Raw genomic sequence first — 20,370 nt, forward strand, 5'->3', positions numbered from 1 at the left:
CCGAGGTCGTGGACTGGGGCCGGTATCGCGGCGCGGCCCCAGTCCACGAGATCACGGGCGCTCCCACTCGTTGTCCAGCAGGTCGAACAGCTCCTCGTCGGTGGCCGACTCGAAGTCCACCTCCTCCTCGGCCTTGCCGCCGCGCAACCCGGCCAGCAGCAGGTCGAGCTTGCCGCTGAGCAGCTGGCGAGTGGTCTCATCCGCGGTGAGCGCGGCGAGGTCGGCGCCGAGGCGGTCCAGCTGCCGGAGCAGTTCGGCGGCCGGGTCCGCTTCGGCCGGGGCGAGCAGGGGCAGCAGGTAGTCGGCGAGCACCTCCGGGGTGGGGTGGTCGAACAGCAGCGAGACCGGCAGTCGCCTGCCCAGCGCGGTGCCGAGCCGGTTGCGCAGCTCGACCGTGGTGAGCGAGTCGAAGCCGAGCTCCTGGAACCGCCGGTCCCGGCCCACCGCGGCCGGGTCGGCGTGGCCGAGCACGGTGGCGGCCTGGTCGCGGATCAGGTCCACCACCACCTCGTGCCGCTGGGCGGCCGGCGCCTCGGCCAGGCGGGCCAGGAAGTCCGCCGCGGTGTCCCGGTCCGGGCCCTGGCGGACCGGATCGCGCACCAGGCCCCGCAGCAGCGGCGGGATCTGGCCTGCCGAGCGGATCGAGGCCAGGTCCAGGCGCAGTGGCACCGGCACCGCCTCGGGGCCGCCGGTCAGCCCGTCGAAGAGGGCCATGCCTTCCTCAGCGGACAGCGGCAGCACGCCGAGCCTGCGCATCCGCGCCGCCTCCGCCTCGCTGACCATGCCGTCTTCCAGCGACCACGGGCCCCAGGCGATCGAGGTCGCGGGCAGGCCCTGGCACCTGCGGTGCTGGGCGAGGGCGTCGACGAACGCGTTGGCCGCCGCGTAGCTTGCCTGGCCGCCGTTGCCGAAGACCCCGGCGACCGAGGAGAACAGCACAAACGCGGTCAGGTCCAGGTGCTTGGTCAGCTCGTGCAGGTGCCAGGCCGCGTCTGCCTTGGGCCGCAGCACCGGGGTGAGCGAGTCCGCGGTGAGCCCGGTGAGCACCCGGTCCTCCAGCACACCCGCGGCGTGCACCACGGCCTGCAACGGGTGTTCGGCGGGGATCGTGGCCAGCGCGGCGGCCACCGACTCGCGGTCGCCGACGTCGCAGGGCCGCAGGTCCACCGCCGCGCCGAGCCCGGCCAGCTCGTTGACCAGCTCGGGCGCGCCGTCCGCCGCCGCGCCGCGCCTGCTCAGCAGCAGCAGACGGCGCACCCCGTGCCTGGCCACCAGGTGCCGGGCCAGGACCTTGCCGAGGCCGCCGGTGCCGCCGGTGATCACCACCGTGCGGTCCGGGTCCCACTTGGTCTCGGTGTCCGCCGCGACCGGCAGCCGCAGCAGCCGGGCCGCCAGCGCGCGACCGCCGCGGACGAGCACCTGCGGCTCCTCCGCCAGCAGCGCCAGCGCGGACTCCGGGGCCTCGGCCTCGTCCAGGTCGAGCAGCCCGAACCGGTCCGGGTGCTCGTGCTGGGCGGAGCGGATCAGGCCCCAGATCGCCGCGCCCGCAACGTCTTCCGGCTCCGGGCCGACCGCCCGGCGGGTCACCAGCACCAGGCGGGAGCCGAGGAACCGGTCCTCGGCCAGCCACTGCTGGGCCACCGCGAGCACCCCGGCCAGCCGTTCGTGGGTGGCCGCGGCCAGATCGCCACCGGAGGGCTCGCAGCGCAGCAACACCAGTGGTGGCAAGGCTTCCAGCTCGTCGAGCGCCGCGACCTCCGCCCATTCCGGGACCACCGCGTTGCTCGTCGCCGGGGACCAGGCCAGCTGGAACAGCGTGTCCTGCGACCGGTCCGCCGCCGCCAGCTGCTCGGTCGACACCGGCCGCACCCGCAGAGTGTCCACTGTGGCCACTGCCCGGCCGTCGGCGTCCACCGCCAGCAGCGCCAGGCCTTCCTCGGTCCGGGTGAGCCGGACCCGCAGTGCGGCGACGCCGGTGCGGTGCAGCGTGACGCCCTCCCAGGTGTGCGGAACGGCGGCCTCGCCGGTGCCCGCCGCCGCCACCATCGCCGCGTGCAGCGCGGAGTCCAGCAACGCCGGGTGCAGCCCGAACCGCTCCGCCGACTCGGCCACCTCGGCGGGCAGCGCGACCTCGGCGAACAGCTCGTCCTTCCGCTGCCACAGCGCGCGCAGGCCGCGGAAGGCTGGTCCGTAGCCAAATCCGGCGTCGGTGAGGGCTTCGTAGCTGCCGGTCAGGTCGATCCGTTCGGCGTCGGCGGGCGGCCAGGGCTCGGTCAGGGTGACCGGGCCGGACGGATGCTCGTCCAGGGTGCCCTCGGCGTTGAGCGTCCAGGGCTCCTCCGCGCCTTCGGGCCGCGAGTGGATGGTCACCTCGCGTTCGCCGGACTGGCCGGCCTCGCCCACCCGGACCTGCACCTGCACCGCGCCCTCGGCGGGCAGCAGCAGCGGCGCGGACAGGGTCAGCTCGACCAGCCGGCCGCAGCCGATCCGGCTGCCCGCCCACCCGGCGAGCTCGGCCAGACCGGTGCCGGGGAACAACACCCGGCCGAACACCGCGTGATCGGCCAGCCACGGGTGGGTGGCCAGCGAGAGCCTGCTGGAGAACAGCGCGCCCCGCCCGTCGGCGAACTCGGCCACCGCGCCGAGCAGCGGGTGCGCGGACTCGGTCAACCCGAACGCGCTCACCTCGCCCGCCCGGCCGGTCTGGCTCACCTGCGGCCAGAACCGCTCGTGCTGGAACGGATACGTGGGCAGCTCCACCAGCCGGGCCCCGGCGAACAGCTCCGCCCAGCGCACGCTCCGGCCCCAGCAGTGCAGGGCGGACAGCGCACTCAGACAGCCCGCGACCTCGTCCAGGTCCTTCGCCGCGGCGGCCAGCACCTCGGCCTCGTCCAGCATCTCCACCATCGCCGGCTTCAGCCCGGCGCGCGGCCCCAGCTCCAGGAACACCTGGGTGCCCGCTTCCCGCAGTGCGGCAACGGTGTCGGCGAACCGGACGGTCTCCCGCACGTGCCGGGTCCAGAAGCCGGGATCGCCCAGTTCCGCCGCGCCGACCCGGGTTCCGGTGAGCGCGGAGATCAGCGGCACGGCCGGTTCGGTGACCGTGATGCCCTCGATGGCCGCGGCGAACTCGGCCAGCATGGGCTCCATCAGCGGCGAGTGGAACGCGTGGCTCACCGACAGCTGCTTGGTGTCCCGTCCTTGCGCGGCAAGGGTTTCCGCGACCGCCAGCACAGCAGCTTCGGCACCGGAGAGCACCAGCGAGCCGGGCGCGTTGACCGCGGCGATGGACACTTCGTCGGTCAGCAGCGGCAACACCTCCTCCTCGCTGGCCCGCACCGCGACCATCACCCCGCCGGTGGGCAGGCCAGCCATCAGTTTGGCCCGCGCGCTCACCACCGTGCAGGCGTCGGCCAGCGACAGCGCGCCGCTGACGTGCGCCGCGGCCAGCTCACCAATGGAGTGACCGGCCACGAAGTCCGGGCGCACGCCCCAGGACTCGAACAGCCGGAACAGCGCCACCTCGAAGGCGAACAGCGCGGGCTGGGTGTTCCCGGTGCCGTTGAGCGCTTCGGCGTCCGCGCCCCACATCACCGCGCGCAGCCCGGGGTCGAACCCGGCCAGCGCGGCGTCGAAGGCCTTGGCGAACACCGGATAGCGGGCGTGCAGCTCCCGGCCCATGCCGAGTCGCTGGGAGCCCTGGCCGGAGAACACGAACGCGGTCCGGCCGCCGATGGGCGAGCCGAGCAGGAGCCCGGGATCGGTCCGGCCCTCAGCGAGCGCGGTCAGCGCCTGGCGGGCGGTGGTGAGGTCGGCCGGGTCGGCGAGGACCGCGGCCCGGTGGCGGAACGCGGACCGGCCGGTGGCCAGGGAGAAGCCGAGGTCGGCCGGATCCGGCTCGTTGCGCAGGTGGGCGAGCAGGCGGGCGGCTTGGGCACGCAGGGCGGGCTCGCTGCGGGCGGACAATACCCACGGCACCACACCGGCACCGGGCGAGCCTTGTGCGGCAACCGCTTCCTGGCTCCGGCCAGGCTGCGCCGGGGCCTCTTCCAGCACCACGTGCGCGTTGGTGCCGCTGATCCCGAAGGACGACACCGCCGCGCGCCGGGGCCGATCCACCTCCGGCCACACCGTGTTCTCCGCCAGCAGCTCGATCCGCCCGGCGGTCCAGTCCACCTCGCTCGACGGCTGGTCCAGGTGCACCGTGCGCGGCAGTTCGCCGTGCCGGATCGCCTGCACCATCTTGATCACACCGGCGATCCCGGCCGCGGCCTGCGTGTGGCCCAGGTTCGACTTGACCGACCCGAGCAGCAGCGGTGTCTCCCGGTCCTGCCCGTAGGTGGCCAGCAACGCCTGCGCCTCAATGGGATCGCCCAGCGTGGTGCCGGTGCCGTGACCCTCCACCGCGTCAACGTCCGAAGTGGACAGTCCGGCGCTGGCCAGCGCGGCCCGGATGACCCGCTGCTGGGACGGCCCGTTCGGCGCGGTCAGCCCGTTGGACGCGCCATCGGAGTTGATCGCCGAACCCTTGACCACGGCGAGGATCTGGTGTCCGTTGCGCTGCGCGTCAGACAGCCGCTCCAGGACCAGCATACCCACACCCTCGGACCAGCCCACGCCGTCCGCACTGTCCGAATAGGACTTGCACCGGCCGTCCGGCGCGAGGCCGTTCTGCCGGGTGAACTCCACAAACGCGCCCGGCGTGGACAGCACGGTCGCGCCACCGGCCAGCACCAGCGAGCACTCCCCCGCCCGCAGCGCCTGCGCCGCCCAGTGCAGCGCGACCAGCGAGGACGAACAGGCGGTGTCCACGGTGACCGCGGGGCCTTCCAGGCCGAGGATGTAGGCGACCCGGCCGGAGGCGACGCTGGGCGCGTTGCCGCTGCCGCGGAAGCCCTCGAACTCATCGGCGGTGAGCATGCTGCCGTAGTCGGAGTACATGATCCCGGCGAACACCCCGGTGTCGCTGCCGCGCAAGGTCGCCGGGTCGATCCCAGCTCGTTCCAGGGCTTCCCAGCTGACTTCCAGCAGCAGGCGGTGCTGGGCGTCGGTGGCCAGTGCCTCGCGCGGGCTCATGCCGAAGAACTCCGGGTCGAACCCGGCCACGTCGTCCATGAACCCGCCGCGCCCGGTGGCCGAGCCCCCGGCCGCGCCTGCCTGCTGGCCGATGAGCTGGGCCAGGTCCCAGCCGCGGTCGGCAGGGAACTCGGAGGTGGCGTCCCGCCCGGCCTGCAGCAGCCGCCACAGGTCCTCCGGCGAGTTGATGCCACCGGGGAAACGGCAGCCCATGCCGACGATCGCGATCGGCTCGTCGTTGATCGCGGCCGTGCGCACCCGCGCCTCGGGCTCGTCCGCGCCGAGCAGTTCGGCCAGCAGGTGCCGGGTGAGCACGGCGGCCGACGGGTAGTCGAAGACCAGCGTGGCCGGCAGGCGCAGGCCGAGCTCGGCGGTGAGCTGGTTGCGCAGGTCGACCGCGGTGAGCGAGTCGAAACCGAGGTCGGAGAAGGACCGGTCGGCGTCGATCAGGTGCGCGCCGTCGTGGCCGAGCACCGCGGCGACCCTGGTGCGGACCAGTTCCTCCAGGTGCTCGTGCCGCTCCACCGGGGTGAGCCGGGTCAGCCGCTCGACCAGCCCGCTGTCCGCGGTGGCCTGAGCTGCCCTGCGGCCGGTGCGGCGCGGGCCGACGAGCTGGTGCAGCACCGGCGGCAGGTCCGGCAGGGCGCGCAGCACGGCCAGGTTCAGCCGCACCGGGAGCAACACCGGCTCAGGTCGGGTGAGCGCCAGGTCGAACAGGCTCAGCGCGTGCTCCACCGCCATCAGCGGCGTGCCGGCCTGGGTCAGCCGCTCCTGTTCGGCGGCGGAGAGCCGGGCGGTCATGCCCGTCTCCGGGGCCCAGGCTCCCCAGCCGAGTGCGGTAGCGGGCAGCCCGTTTTCCTTGCGATGGCGGGCCAGGGCGTCGACGAAGGCGTTGGCCGCGGCGTAGTTGCCCTGTCCTGCCGCGCCCATGGTGCCCGCGAGTGAGGAGAACAGCACAAACCCGGCCAGCTCGCGATTCTTGGTGGCCTCGTGCAGGTGCCAGGCGGCGGAAGCCTTGGCCGCCAGCACCTTCGCCAGCCGTTCCGGGGTGAGCGAGCTGATCACGCCGTCGTCGAGCACACCGGCGCAGTGCACCACGGCGGTCAGGCCGTCGATGCCGTTCACCAGCGCGGTCACGGCCTCGCGGTCCGACACGTCGCAGGCGACAACCGTTGCGGTGGCACCAAGTTCGGCCAGCTCGGCTACGAGTTCATCAGCGCCGGGAGTGTCCGGGCCGCGCCTGCTGGCCAGCACCAGGCGACTGATGCCATGGGTGCCAGCGAGCCTCCGGGCGACCAGGCTGCCGAGACCGTTCACGCCGCCGGTGACCAGAACCGTGCCGTCCCAGCGGATCGGCTGCGGTTCGGCCGGGTTGGCGCGGGCGAGCCGGGCGGCCAGGACCTCGGTGCCGCGGATGGCCAGCTGTGGTTCGGTGCCGGCCAGGGCCTGCGGGGGCAGGTCGCCGCCGTCGGGGTCCAGGTCGATGAGCCGGAACTGGCCGGGGTTCTCGGCCTGGGCGCTGCGCACCAGGCCCCAGACCGCGGCCGCCGCCGGGTCCGCGCCGGTGGTGGCGCCGCGGGTGAGGACGACCAGCGGGTCGCCGGTCGCGATGTGCTGCTGGAGCAGGGACAGGGCCTCGGTGGTGAGGCGCAGCGCCTCGGCCGGGGCGTCCGGGCCACCGACGAAGGTGACCTGAGCGATGTCCGGCGGCGTGGTCCCCGGCAGCGTGATTGGGGTCCATTCCAGGGTGAACAGCGAGTCGCCGGTGTCGGCGACGGTGGTCTCCGCCTCCCTGGTGCGCAGGCCCTCCACCGTCACCACGGGCTGGCCCGCGCCGTCGATCGCCTGGATGCGCACCGCGTCCCCGTTGGGGGTCAAGCGGACCCGCAGGTCCTGTGCGCCGGAAGCGTGCAGCCGCACCCGGTCCCAGGAGAACGGCAGCCGCGCGGGACCGCCCTCGCCGACCGCGATCAGGCCGTGCAGGGTGGCGTCCAGCAGCGCCGGGTGCAGGCCGTAGCCGCCGACGTTCTCTTCCGGCAGCCGAACCTCGGCGAACAGCTCTTCGCCGCGCTGCCACAGCGCGTTCAACCCTTGGAACGTTGGCCCGTAACCGAATCCGGCCGCGACGAAGCGGGTGTAGCAGTCGGTCAGGTCGACCGGTTCGCTGCCGGTGGGCGGCCAGCTGGTGGCGTCGAATGACTCGGCCTGGGTGTTCGCGGTGGCCAGCAGGCCGCTGGCGTGCCGGGTCCACGGCTCGTCCTCGCGGTCGGCGGGCCGGGAGTGGATGGTGATGGTGCGGCGTCCCGAATCGTCCGGTGTGCCGAGCACGACCTGGATGTTGACCGCGGCATCCTCGGTGAGGGTGAGCGGGGCGGCCATGGTCAGTTCGTCGACCAGGTCCAGGCCCGCCTCGTCGCCCGCGCGCAGGGCGAGCTCGACAAAACCCGCGCCGGGGAACAGGATCCGGCCGTTGACCTCGTGATCGGCCAGCCAGGGATGGGTGACCACCGAGAGGCGGCCGCTGAGCAGCAGCTCGCCGGAACCGGCCAGCGCGGTGCTCGCCGCCAGCAGCGGGTGCCGGGTGGCGGCCAGGCCCAGGTTGGTGGCCTCGCCGCGGCCCACACCGGGCGCGGGCCAGTAGCGGCGGTGCTGGAACGGATAGGTGGGCAGGTCGACGGTGGAACCGCCGCGCAGCAACGGTTTCCAGTCCACGTCGAAACCGTTGACGTGCAGCGTGGCCAGGCCGCGCAGCAGCGCCTGCTCCTCGTCCTCGGTGTCGTGGCGTAGCAGCGAGGTGGTGGTGGCTTCCGGCAGCACGTCGGCCGCGGCCGAGGCGAGCTGGCCGTCCGGGCCTACCTCCAGCACGCCGCGCACACCCAGTTCGCCAAGGGTGGCAACGGCATCGGCGTAGCGCACGCAGCCGCGGACCTGCTGGACCCAGTAGTCGATGGTGCGCAGCTCGTCGCCGTCGGCGAGCCGTCCGGTCAGCGTGGACACCACCGGGATACGGGGTTCGGCGAAGGAGATGCCGTCGATGGCGGCGGCGAACTCCCGGAGCATCGGCTCCATCAGCGGCGAGTGGAAGGCGTGGCTGACCGCGAGTTTCCTGGTGCGGTGCCCCAGTTCGGTGAGCCGGTCCACCACCTTGGTCACCGCGTCCTCGGCACCGGAGAGCACCACGCTGCCGGGCCGGTTGACCGCGGCGATGGCCACCTCACCGTCCAGCAGCGCGGCCACCTCCGCCTCAGGGGCGTGGGCCGCGACCATGATCCCGCCAGCCGGCAGCGCGGCCATCAGCCGGGCTCGGGCGTCCACCAGTGCGCACGCGTCGGCCAGCGACAGCACCCCGGCCACGTGCGCGGCCGCGATCTCGCCGATGGAGTGGCCGGTGACGAAGTCCGGCTGGTGTCCCCAGGACGCCAGCAGCCGGAACAACGCCACCTCGACCGCGAACAGCGCCCGCTGGGCGTTGTCCGTGCTGGTCAGGGCCTCCGCGTCGGTGCCCCAGAGGATGTCGCGCAGGTCGTCGCCGAACTCGGCGACCACCGCGTCGAAGGCCTCGGCGAAGGCCGGGTGGCGGGCGTGCAGCTGGCGGCCCATGCCGAGTCGCTGGGAGCCCTGGCCGGAGAACACGAACGCGGTCCGGCCGCCATCGCCTGCCTGACCTCGGGCCAGTTCCACGCCGTCCAGCAGGACCGCGCGGTGGTCGAACAGCGCCCTGGTGGTGACCAGGGAGTGGCCGATGTCGGTCGGGTTGCCGGTCAGCGCGCGCAACTGGCCGGTGAAGGCGTCCAGCGCGGCCGCGGACTGCGCGGACACCGGCCAGGGCGCGCGGTGCGCCGGGGCCGTGGCGCGCTCGGGCTGGGCAGGCGGCTGTTCCAGGATGACGTGCGCGTTGGTGCCGCTGATCCCGAAGGAGGACACGCCGGCCCGGCGCGGCCGGTTCACCTCCGGCCAGGCGGTCTGCTCGGTGAGCAGCGCCACCTCGCCCTCGGTCCAGTCCACCTGGCTGGAGGCGTGGTCCGCGTGCAGGGTGCGCGGCAGCACGCCGTGCGCCATCGCCTGAATCATCTTGATCATGCCCGCGACGCCGGCCGCGGCCTGGGTGTGACCCAGGTTGGACTTGATCGAGCCCAGGTACAGCGGAGTGTCCCGGTCCTGGCCGTAGGTGGCCAGGAGTGCCTGTGCCTCAATGGGATCGCCCAGCGGGGTGCCGGTGCCGTGACCTTCCACCGCGTCAACGTCCGAAGTGGACAGTCCTGCGGAGGCCAGCGCCTGCTGGATGACCCGTTGCTGGGATGGGCCGTTCGGGGCGGTCAGGCCGTTGGACGCGCCGTCGGAGTTGACCGCGGAACCCTTGAGCACCGCGAGCACCCGGTGCCCGTGCCGCTTGGCGTCGGAGAGCCGCTCCAGCACCAGCATGCCCACACCCTCGGCCCAGCCGACGCCGTCCGCGCCGTCGCCGTAGGCCTTGCACCGGCCGTCCTCGGACAGCCCGCCCTGCCGGGAGAACTCCAGGAACGCGCCGGGGGTGGACATCACCGTGACGCCACCGGCCACCGCGACCTCGCACTCCCCGGCCCGCAGCGCCTGCGCGGCCAGGTGCACCGCGACCAGCGAGGACGAACACGCGGTGTCGATGGTGACCGCGGGGCCCTCCAGGCCGAGGGCGTAGGCCACCCGGCCGGAGGCGATGCTGGCCGCGCTGCCGTTGCCGCGGAACCCGTCGAACTCCGGGCCCTCCAACAGCATCGCGTAGTCGTTGTACATCACGCCGGTGAACACCCCGGTGCGGCTGCCGCGCAGTCCGCTGGGGTCGATCCCGGCCCGTTCCAGCGACTCCCAGGTGACCTCCAGCAACAGCCGTTGCTGCACGTCGGTGGTCACCGCCTCGCGCGGGCTGATGCCGAAGAACTCGGCGTCGAACTCCGCGGCCTGAGTGAGGAAGCCGCCGTTGCGGGTGTAGCTGGTGCCGGGGTTGTTGCGGTCCGGGTGGTAGAGCCGGGCCACGTCCCAGCCGCGGTCGGGCGGGAACTCGGAGATGGCGTCGGTGCCGTCGAGCACCAGCCGCCACAGCTCCTCCGGAGAGTTGACCCCGCCCGGGTAGCGGCAGCCCATGCCCACCACCACGATCGGGTCACCGGCGACCGCGCGCACCTGGTTCGTGCTGACCGCGCGGTCCTCGCCGACACCCAGCTGGGTCAGCAGGTAGTCGGTGATCGCGGCGGCCGAGGGGTGGTCAAACGCCAGCGTGGCAGGCAGTTTGAGCCCGGACTCCGCGCCGAGCTGGTTGCGCAGCTCCACCGCGGCCAGCGAGTCCAGGCCGAGGTCCTGCAACGCGCGGTGCGGTTTGACCGCGGCGCTGCCGGCGTGGCCGAGCACCCCGGCGATCCGCCCGCGCACCAGCTCTTCCAGGGTGGCCCGGCGCTCGTCCTTGGCCAGTCCGGCCAGCCGCGCGGCCAGGCCGCCCGCGACCGTGCCCGCGGCCCTGGCCACCCGTCGCCCGGCCCGGACGAGTCCCTGGAACACCAGTGGGATCTCGCCGAGCGCGCGGATCGCGGCCAGGTCGAACAGCACCGGCGCGAGCACCGGTTCCCCGGTGGCCAGCGCCAGGTCGAACAGCGCCAGACCGTCCACAATGGACATCAACGGGGTGCCGTTGCGGGCCAGCCTGGCCCGGTCGGCCGCGGACAGGCGACTCGCCATACCGGCTTCGTCCCAACCGCCCCAGGCCAGTGAGTGCCCGGTCAGGCCGAGGTTGCGGCGGTGGGTGGCGAGTGCGTCCAGGAAGGCGTTGGCCGCGGCGTAGTTGGCCTGGCCGGGCGCGCCGAGCAGGCCACCGGCGGAGGAGAACAGCACAAACGCGGCCAGGTCGCGGTCGCGGGTCAGCTCGTGCAGGTGCCAGGCCGCGTCCACCTTGGGTCGCAGCACGGCGGCCAGTCGCTCCGGGGTGAGGTCCGGGATCAGGGCGTCGTCGAGCACGCCAGCGGAGTGCACGATCCCGGTCAGGTTCTCGATGCCGTCCAACAGCTTGGCCACCGCGTCCCGGTCGGCCAGATCGCAGGCCACCACGTCGACCCGCACACCCAGTTCCGCGACCAGCTCGCTGACACCTTCGGCCGCCGGGCCGCGACGGCTGGCCAGCACCAGGTGCGACACACCCTGGGCGACCAGGTGCCGGGCGACCACCGCGCCCAGTCCACTGGTGCCGCCGGTGATCAAAACAGCGCCATCAGTGGGCCAGGCAAAGGACTCGGTGGGCGGCGCGGCCCGGCGCAGGCGCGCGGCCAGCACCGTGCCGTCACGGATTACGAGCTGCGGTTCGCTGGGGTCGAGCGCGTCTCCGGGCAGGTCGGCCGGGGTCAGCTCGGCCAGCGGCCGTCCGGCGCAGGCTTCGCCGTCCAGGTCGAGCAGCCCGAACGCGCCGGGCTGCTCGGCCTGGGCGGAGCGCACCAGGCCCCAGACCGCCGCGGCGGCCAGGTCTTCGCCGGTGGACGCGCCCCGACTGAGGAACAGCAGTCGTTCCCCGCCCTGCTCGATCCGTTGCTGGAGCAGGGAAAGCACCCTGGCGGTCTCGGCGTGCGGGTCGCCGCCGCCGATCGGCATCAGTGTCACCTCGCCCGGCTCAGCGGTGCTCGTGACCGGCACCCAGTCCAGCCGGTACAGCGAGTCCGTGCGGGCGCGCGGTCCGGCGGCGGCGCGGGCGCGCATGTTCAGCGCGGCCACGGTGAGCACCGGTTCGCCTGCCGGGTCGGCGGCCTCGATGGCCAGTGCGCCGGTGTCGGTCTGCCGGACCCGCACCCGCAGCGCGGTGGCACCGGTGGCGTGCAGGGCCACGCCCTCCCACTGGAAGGGCAGGGTGTCCGGGCTGCCCTCGGCGGTCGCGCCGACCAGGGTGGTGTGCAGCGAGGCGTCCAGCAGCGCCGGGTGCAGGGTGAACCCGTCGGGCTGTCCCTCGCCCAGGGCGACCTCGGCGAACAGTTCGCCGTCGCGCCGCCACAACGCTTGCAGGCGCTGGAAGGCCGGGCCGTAGCCGAAGCCGACGGTGCCGAACTCCTCGTAGCTGCCCGTCAGGTCAACGGGTTCCGCGCCTTCCGGTGGCCAGACCGCGGCGTCGAAGCCGAGGGTGGCGGCGGCCGGTTCGGTGCTGAGCGCGCCGGAAGCGTGCTGCACCCAGTCGACATCCTGGGCGGCGCGGGAGTGGATGGTCAGGCGGCGGCGGCCGGACTCCGCCGGCTCGATCAGCACCTGCACGGTCACCGAGCCGGTGGCGGGCAGGATCAGCGGCGCGGCCAGGGTCAGCTCGGCCAACTGCTCGCAGCCGGTCTCCTCGCCCGCGCGCAGGGCCAGCTCGACAAAGCCCGCCCCGGCGAAGAGGACCTGGCCGCCGACCGCGTGGTCGGCCAGCCAGGGCTGGCTGTCCAGGGAAAGGCGTCCGGTGAGCATCAGCGCGCCGGTGTCGGCGATGGTGACCGCGCCACCGAGCAGCGGGTGGTCGGTGGCGCTGAGGCCGACCGAGGCGGCGTCGCCCTTGCCGCGCAACGGCTGCGGCCAGTACTCGGCGTGGTCGAAGGCGTAGGTGGGCAGGCCAACCCGGTTCGCCCTGGGGTAGCAGGGCCGCCAGTTCACGGTCGCGCCGTGCACGTGCGCCAGGCCGAGCGAGCGGTAGAGGCGGTCCAGGCCGCCGTCCTCGCGGCGCAGGGTGGGCACCACCACCGCGTCCGCGCCGGACTCGTCGATGGTGCCGGTGATCCCCGGCACCAGCACCGGGTGCGGGCTGACCTCGACGAACAGGTTGCGGCCCTGGCTGAGCAGGGTGTGCACGGCCGGGGCGAAGCGCACGGTCTCGCGCATGTTGCGGAACCAGTACTCCGCGTCCAGCCCGGCCGGGTCGACCCACTCCCCCGTCACCGTGGACAGCATCGGAATGTCCAATGTGGACCGTGGGGTCAGGCCGGCCAGCGCGGTGAGCACCCGCTCGCGAACCCGGTCGAACATCGCTGAGTGCGCCGGGAAGTCACCGGCCACCTCGCGGACCCGGACACCATCGGCCTCCAGCGCGGCGCGCAGTTCCGCCAGCGCCTCGTACTCGCCCGAGACGACCACGGCACTCGGCCCGTTGATCGCGGCGATACCCAGCCGACCGGCCCACGACGCCAGGCGCGGTTCGACCTCGGCCAGCGGCAGCGCGACCGAGATCATCGTGCCCTGCCCGCAAAGCTGTTCGACGATCGCCTTGCTGCGCACCGCGATGATCCGTGCGCCGTCCTCAATGGACAGTGCACCGGCCACGCAGGCCGCGGCCACCTCGCCCTGGGAGTGCCCCAGCACGGCCGAGGGCCGCACGCCGTGTGCCCGCCACAGCTCGGCCAGCGAGACGCTGACCGCCCACATGGTCGGCTGGGCCACGTCGATCCGGTCCAGGCCGGGAGCGCCCGGCGCGCCGGTGAGCACGTCGTGCACGGCGAAGTCCAGGTGCGGCTCCAGGGCCACCGCGCAGCGGGCGAAGGCCTCGGCGAACACCGGCGAGCGCTCCAGCAGCTCCGCGCCCATGCCCGCCCAGTACGCGCCCTGCCCTGGGAAGGCGAAGGCGACCGCGCGCGGCACGTCAGGGGCCTCGGCGACGACCGGGCCGGGTTCACCCTCGGCCAGTGCGCGCAGGCCCGCGAGGAGTTCTTCAGTGTCCGAGCCCAGCACCACCGCGCGATGCGGCAGGACGGCCCGGCCGGTGGCCAGGGACAGTCCGACATCGGCCGGGTGCAGTGCGCTCGTGCTGTCGGCGAGCTTGGCGGCCAGTGCGCGCAGGCTGTGCTCGGTCTGGCCGGAGAGCACCCAGGGCAGCACGCCCTCGTGCTCGGCGGGCGCGGGTGCGGGCGCGGCGGGCGGTTCCTCCAGCACCACGTGCGCGTTGGTGCCGCTTATGCCGAAGGAGGACACGCCGGCGCGGCGGGGTTTGTCGCCCTGGGGCCACGGGGTTTCCCGGCTCAGCAGCTCGACGTCACCGGCCTCCCAGTCCACGTGCGAGGACGGCCGGTCCAGGTGCAGGGTCCTGGGCAGCACGCCGTGCCGCATGGCCTGCACCATCTTGATGATCCCGGCGACTCCGGCGGCGGCCTGGGTGTGGCCGAGGTTGGACTTGATCGAGCCCAGCCACAGCGGTTCTTCCCGGTCCTGGCCGTAGGTGGCCAGCACGGCCTCGGCCTCGATCGGGTCGCCGAGCGGTGTGCCGGTGCCGTGGCCCTCCACCACGTCGACGTCCGAAGTGGACAGTCCGGCGCTGGCGAGTGCGGCGCGGATGACGCGTTGCTGGGACGGGCCGTTGGGCGCGCTCATCCCGTTGGAGGCGCCGTCGGAGTTGACCGCGGAACCCTTGATCAGGCCGAAGATCTGGTGCCCGTTGCGGCGGGCGTCGGAGAGGCGTTCCAGCACCAGCATGCCGACGCCCTCGGACCAGGCCACACCGTCGGCGCTGTCGGCGTAGGAGCGGCAGCGACCGTCCGGCGACAGCCCGCCCTGCCGGGAGAACTCCACAAAAGCGCCCGGTGTGGCCATGATCGCGACCCCGCCGGCCAGCGCCAGCTCGCACTCACCGGCGCGCAGGGCCTGTCCGGCCAGGTGCACCGCGACCAGCGAGGAGGAGCAGGCGGTGTCCACGGTGACGGTCGGCCCCTCCAGGCCGAAGGTGTAGGCCACCCGGCCGGAGGCGATCGCGGCCGAGCCGCCGTTGCCGCGGAAGCCCTCGAACTCGTCCGCGCCGAGCAGGGTGGCGTAGTCGGTGTACATCACCCCGGCGAAGACCGCGGTCGCGCTGCCGCGCAAGGAGGTCGGGTCCAGGCCGGTGTGCTCCAGGGCCTCCCAGGTGGCCTCCAGCAGCAGCCGCTGCTGGGCGTCGGTGGACAGCGCCTCGCGCGGACTCATCCGGAACAGCGCGGCGTCGAAGGAACCCGCGTCGTGCAGGAATCCGCCGTGCCGCACGTAAGAAGTGCCGGGCAGGCTGGGGTCGCGGTCGAACAGCGCGGCCAGGTCCCAGCCACGGTTGACCGGGAACTCGCTGATCACGTCCTCGCCGTCGCGCACCACCCGCCACAGGTCCTCGGGGCCGCGCACCCCGCCCGGGTAGCGGCAGCTCATGCCGACGATGGCGATCGGCTCGTCCGCGCGCACCACGGTCGGCGGCCGCTTCGGCGTGGCGGAGAGGTCGGCCTTGCCGAGCAGTTCGCCGAGCAGGTACTCGGTGAGCCGGTTGGCGTTGGGCTGGTCGAACACCAGGGTGGCGGGCAGCCGCAGCCCGGTCTCGGTGCTGAGCCGGTTGCGCAGCTCGACCGAGGTGAGCGAGTCGAAGCCGAGGTCGGAGAAGCTGCGGGACGGGTCGAGCACCACGTCCTCGCCGTGGCCCAGCACACCGGCGACCGAGGCCAGGGTGAGTTTCAGCAGCGTGGGCAGGCGTTCTGCTTCGGGCAGCCCGGCGAGCCGGCCCGCCAGTTCGCCCGCACCAGCGCTTTGCCCGGCGGCACGACGGGAGGAGGTGCGGATCAGCGAGCGCAGCAGGTGTGGCGGGCGGCCGAGGGAGCGCAGCACGGCCAGGTCCAGCCGGGCGGGCATCAGCACCGGTCGCGTGTCGGCCAGCGAGGCGTCGAACAAGGCCAGGCCCTGCTCGTCGGTGATCGCGGGCATGCCACCGCGGGCGGCCCGCTGTTTGTCCACATCGGACCGTCCGGCGGTGATGCCGGTCTCGGAGTCCCAGACGCCCCAGGCCATCGAGACCCCGGGCAGGCCAAGGCCCTGACGGTGCTTGGCCAGGGCGTCCAGGTAGGCGTTGGCCGCGGCGTAGTTGCCCTGTCCCGCCGAGCCGACGGTGCCCGCGGCGGAGGAGAACAGCACAAACGCGGCCAGCTCGCGGTGCCGGGTCAGCTCGTGCAGGTGCCAGGCCGCGGCGGCCTTGACCCGCAGCGCGGTGGCCAGCTTTTCCGGGGTCTGCGCCTCGATCAGGCCGTCGTCGACCACCCCGGCGGCGTGCACCACCGCGGTCAGGTCCGGGATCTCGGCCAGCAGCGCGGCCACGGCGGCGCGGTCGGCCACATCGCAGGCCAGCACGCGCACCTCGGCGCCGTGCCCGGTCAGCTCCTCGATGATCGCGGCGGCCTCGGGCGCGTCCGGTCCACGACGGCTGACCAGCACGAGCTTCCGCGCGTTGTGCCGGGTGACCAGGTGTCCGGCGAGCAGACGGCCCAGGCCGCCGGTGCCGCCGGTGATCAGCACGGTGCCCTCGGCTGGCCAGTTCGGCGGCTGCTCGGGGATGGCCACCCGCTCCAGGCGCGCGCCGAAGAGCTGGTTGCCGCGCACGGTCAGCTGAGGTTCGTCGGAGCCGAGGGCCTGGGCCAGCGCCGGGCCGCCGGACTCCTCGTCCAGGTCGATCAGGCTGAACCGGCCCGGGTGCTCGGACTGGGCCGCGCGCACCAGGCCCCAGACCGCGGCCGCGGCCAGGTCCTGACCGGTGACCGCGCCGCTGGTGACGAAGGTCAGCCGGGCGTCCTCACCGGCGTCAAGGCATTGCTGGAGAAGGGAAAGTGCGGTACTGGTGAGCTGGTGCGCGGAGTCCGGTTCCTCGGTGCCGACCAGGCTGACCACGGCGTCGCCGGTCTGCTCGCCGGTCACCTCGGTCACGCCGGTGAGCCGATCCCGCAGGTCGAGTGCGTCCGGGCCGAGCAGGGTGACCGCCTCGGCGGCGGCTTCGGCGGTGACCGGGACCCAGTCCAGCTCGAACAGCGAGTTGCGGTCCAGGCCGGGTCCCGGCTGGTCGCCCGCCGGGAGTTCGCGCATGAGCAGCGCGTCCACCGAGATCACCGGGTCACCGGCCGGATCGGTGGCGTGGATGCGCATGGTGTTGCCGCCGGAGTGGCTGATCCGCACCCGCAGCGCGTTCGCGCCGACCGCGTGCAGCGTGACGCCCTGCCAGGAGAACGGCATCTGGCCGGGGGCTTCCACCCCGTGGCCCAGCACCGAGGACGCCTGCACCGCGGCGTCCAGCAGCGCGGGGTGCAGCCCGAAGGCAGCGGCCTCACGCGCGGTGGGCAGCGCCACCTCGGCGAAGACCTCGCCCTGGCCGCGCCAGGCCGCCCGGACACCGCGGAACTCGGGGCCGTAGTCAAAGCCGCGTGCGGTGAACCACGGGTAGAACACCGCCATGTCCACCGGTTCCGCGCCCTCCGGCGGCCACGGGGTCGCCTCGGCGGTCGCGGGGTGGCCGGTGGTGGCGAGCAGGCCGCTGGCGTGCAGCGTCCACGGCTCGTCCACCGCCTGCTCCGGGCGGGAGTGGATGGTGATCTCGTGCTGCCCGCCGTTGTCCGGGCCCACCGCGACCTGCACCTGCACCGCACCCCGCTCCGGCAGCACCAGCGGGGTGATCATGGTGAGTTCCTCGACCCGGTCACAGCCCACGCCGTCCCCGGCCCGTCCGGCCAGTTCCAGGAACGCGGTGCCGGGGAAGATCGCCCGACCGCCGACCACGTGGTCAGCCAGCCAAGGCTGCCCGGCCACCGAGACCCGGCCCGTGTAGATCATGCCGCTGTCGTCGGCCATGCTGACCAGCGCGGCCAGCAGCGGATGCCCGACCACCTCCTGGCCGAGGCCCGAGGCGTCGGCCACGCCGTCCTTGCACACCACCCAGTACGAGCGGTGCTGGAACGGGTAGGTCGGCAGGTCCACCACGGATCCGCCCGCGCACCACGGCATCCAGTCCACCTCGGCCCCGGTGACGTGCAGCCCGGCCAGTCCGGCCAGCGCACTGTCCACTTCGGACCGTTCCCGGCGCAACATCGGCGTGGCGGCCAACCCTGGCACGATCTCCGCGACCGCCGCGCACAGCCTGCCGTCCGGCCCCAGCTCGGCGATCCGGCCGACGCCCCTGGCCGACAGTCGCTGGATGGCCTCGGCGAACCGGACCGGCTCGCGGACCTGCCGCACCCAGTACTCCGGCGTGCCGAAGTCGCTGACCTCGCCGACCGTGGACACCACCGGAATCCGGGGCGTGCCAACGGTGATCCCGGCGATGGCGGCGGCGAACTCGGCCAGCATCGGCTCCATCAGCGGCGAGTGGAAGGCGTGGCTGGTGCGCAGCCGCCTGCTCCGCTCGAACCGGTCCGCGATCCGCGCCACGGCCTCCTCGGCGCCGGAGATCACGGTGGCCTCAGGCCCGTTGACCGCGGCGATGGACACGTGTTCGTCCAGCAGCGGCAACAGTTCCGCCTCGGCCACCGGGATCGAGGCCATCGCGCCACCGGCCGGCAGCGCCTGCATCAGCCGCGCCCGCGCGGAGACCACCGCGCACGCGTCAGCCAGCGACAGCACCCCGGCGACGTGCGCGGCGGCGAGCTCGCCAATGGAGTGGCCGGTGACGAAGTCGGGCGCGCAGCCCCAGGACTCCAGCAGCCGGAACAGCGAGACTTCCAGCGCGAACAGCGCGGGCTGGGCCGCGCCGGTCTCGTCAAGGGCGGCGGCGTCCTCGCCCCACATGACCTCGCGGACGTCCTCGCCCAGCTCCGCCACGACCGCGTCGAAGGCTTCGGCGAAGGCGGGAAAGCGCTGGTACAGCTCGCGTCCCATGCCCAGGCGCTGCGATCCCTGACCGGAGAAGACAAAGGCGGTGGAGCCGGGGACGACCGAGCCGCGGGCGACCTCGCGGCCGTCGAAGAGCACGGCGCGGTGCTCGAAGAGGGTGCGGGTGGTCAGCAGCGAGTAGGCGATGTCCAGCGGGGTGCCGGGAAGGTCGCGGAGCTGGCCGATCCGGGCGTCCAGGGCCTCGGGCGCGCGAGCGGAGACCAGCCAGGGCACCGGCCCGGTGATCCGCTCGACGGGGACCGGTTCGGCTTCCGGCGCAACGGGTTCCGGGGCCTGCTCGATGATCACGTGCGCGTTGGTGCCGCCGATGCCGAAGGAGGAGACCCCGGCCCGGCGCGGCCGCTCGGTCACCGGCCACGGCTGGGCCTCGGTGGCCAGCTGAACCTGCCCGTCGCCCCAGTCCACCTGCGTGGTCGGCGCGTCCACGTGCAGGGTCGCGGGCACCAGGCCGTGCCGGATCGCCAGCGCCATCTTGATCACACCGGCCACGCCCGCACCGGCCTGGGTGTGCCCGATGTTGGACTTCACCGAGCCGAGCAGCAGCGGCCGGTCCGCGGGACGGCCCTGGCCGTAGACCGCGAGCAGCGCGTCCGCCTCGATCGGGTCGCCCAGGGTGGTGCCGGTGCCGTGGCCGTCGACCGCGTCCACCATCTCGGGGGTGAGCTGCGCGCTCTCCAGCGCCGCCTGGATCACCCGCTGCTGGGACGGTCCGTTCGGCGCGGTCAGCGAGCTGCTCGCGCCATCGGAGTTGACCGCGGTTCCCCGCACCACAGCGAGGATCCGGTGCCCGAGCCGCTGTGCCTCGGACAGCTTCGCCAGCACCAGCACACCGCCGCCCTCGCCCCAGCCCACGCCGTCGGCGGCGTCGGCGAAGGACTTGCAGCGGCCGTCCCGAGCGAGCCCACGCTGCCGGGAGAACTCCACGAACAGCCCGGGATCGGGCAGCACGGTGGCGCCGCCGACCAGGGCCAGCTTGCACTCGCCCTTGCGCAGCGCCTGCGCGGCCAGGTGCAGCGCGACCAGCGAGGAGGAGCAGGCGGTGTCCACGGTCAGCGCGGGGCCGCGCAGGCCGAGCAGGTAGGACACCCGGCCGGAGATCACGCTGGCCGCGGTGCCGGTGGCCAGCTGGCCCTCGACCTCCTCCGGCGGGGTGCCGCGGATGCCGTAGCCCATGCTGATGCCGCCGACGAACACCCCGGTGTCGCTGCCGCGCAAGGAATGCGGGTCCAGCCGGGCGCTTTCCACCGCCTCCCAGCACAGTTCCAGCACGAGTCGCTGCTGCGGGTCCATGGCCAGCGCCTCGCGCGGGGAGATGCCGAAGAAGTCGGCGTCGAACCCGCTGGCCTGCGCCAGGAACGCGGCCTCCCGGACGTAGCTGGTGCCCTGGTGGTCGGGGTCGTCGTGGAACAGCCCGTCCAGCTCCCAGCCGCGGTCGCCGGGGAACTCGCCCACGGTGTCGCGGCCCTCGGCCAGCACCTGCCAGAGGTCATCCGGCGAGTCGATCCCGCCGGCGAACCGGCAGGCCATGCCGACGATCGCGATCGGTTCGCCGTCCTGGGCCTCGACGTCCTTCAGCCGCTGCCGGGTGCGACGCAGATCCGCGGTGACCAGCTTGAGATAGTCCCGGAGCTTGTCCTCGGTACCGGTCATGGTGCCCCTCGTAACCCTTCCGCGTCG

1 pseudogene is annotated in these 20,370 nt (G+C 73.7%); it reads right to left on the reverse strand.

Annotated elements, in window-relative coordinates:
* Window positions 1-51 precede the first annotated feature (51 nt).
* Window positions 52-20,340, reverse strand: a pseudogene (locus M8C13_RS08380) (SDR family NAD(P)-dependent oxidoreductase); the annotation flags it as partial.
* Between the last annotated feature and the right edge of the window lie 30 nt (window positions 20,341-20,370).

Origin of the sequence: Crossiella sp. SN42 (genome assembly GCF_023897065.1) — a bacterium.
GTDB lineage: Bacteria > Actinomycetota > Actinomycetes > Mycobacteriales > Pseudonocardiaceae > Crossiella.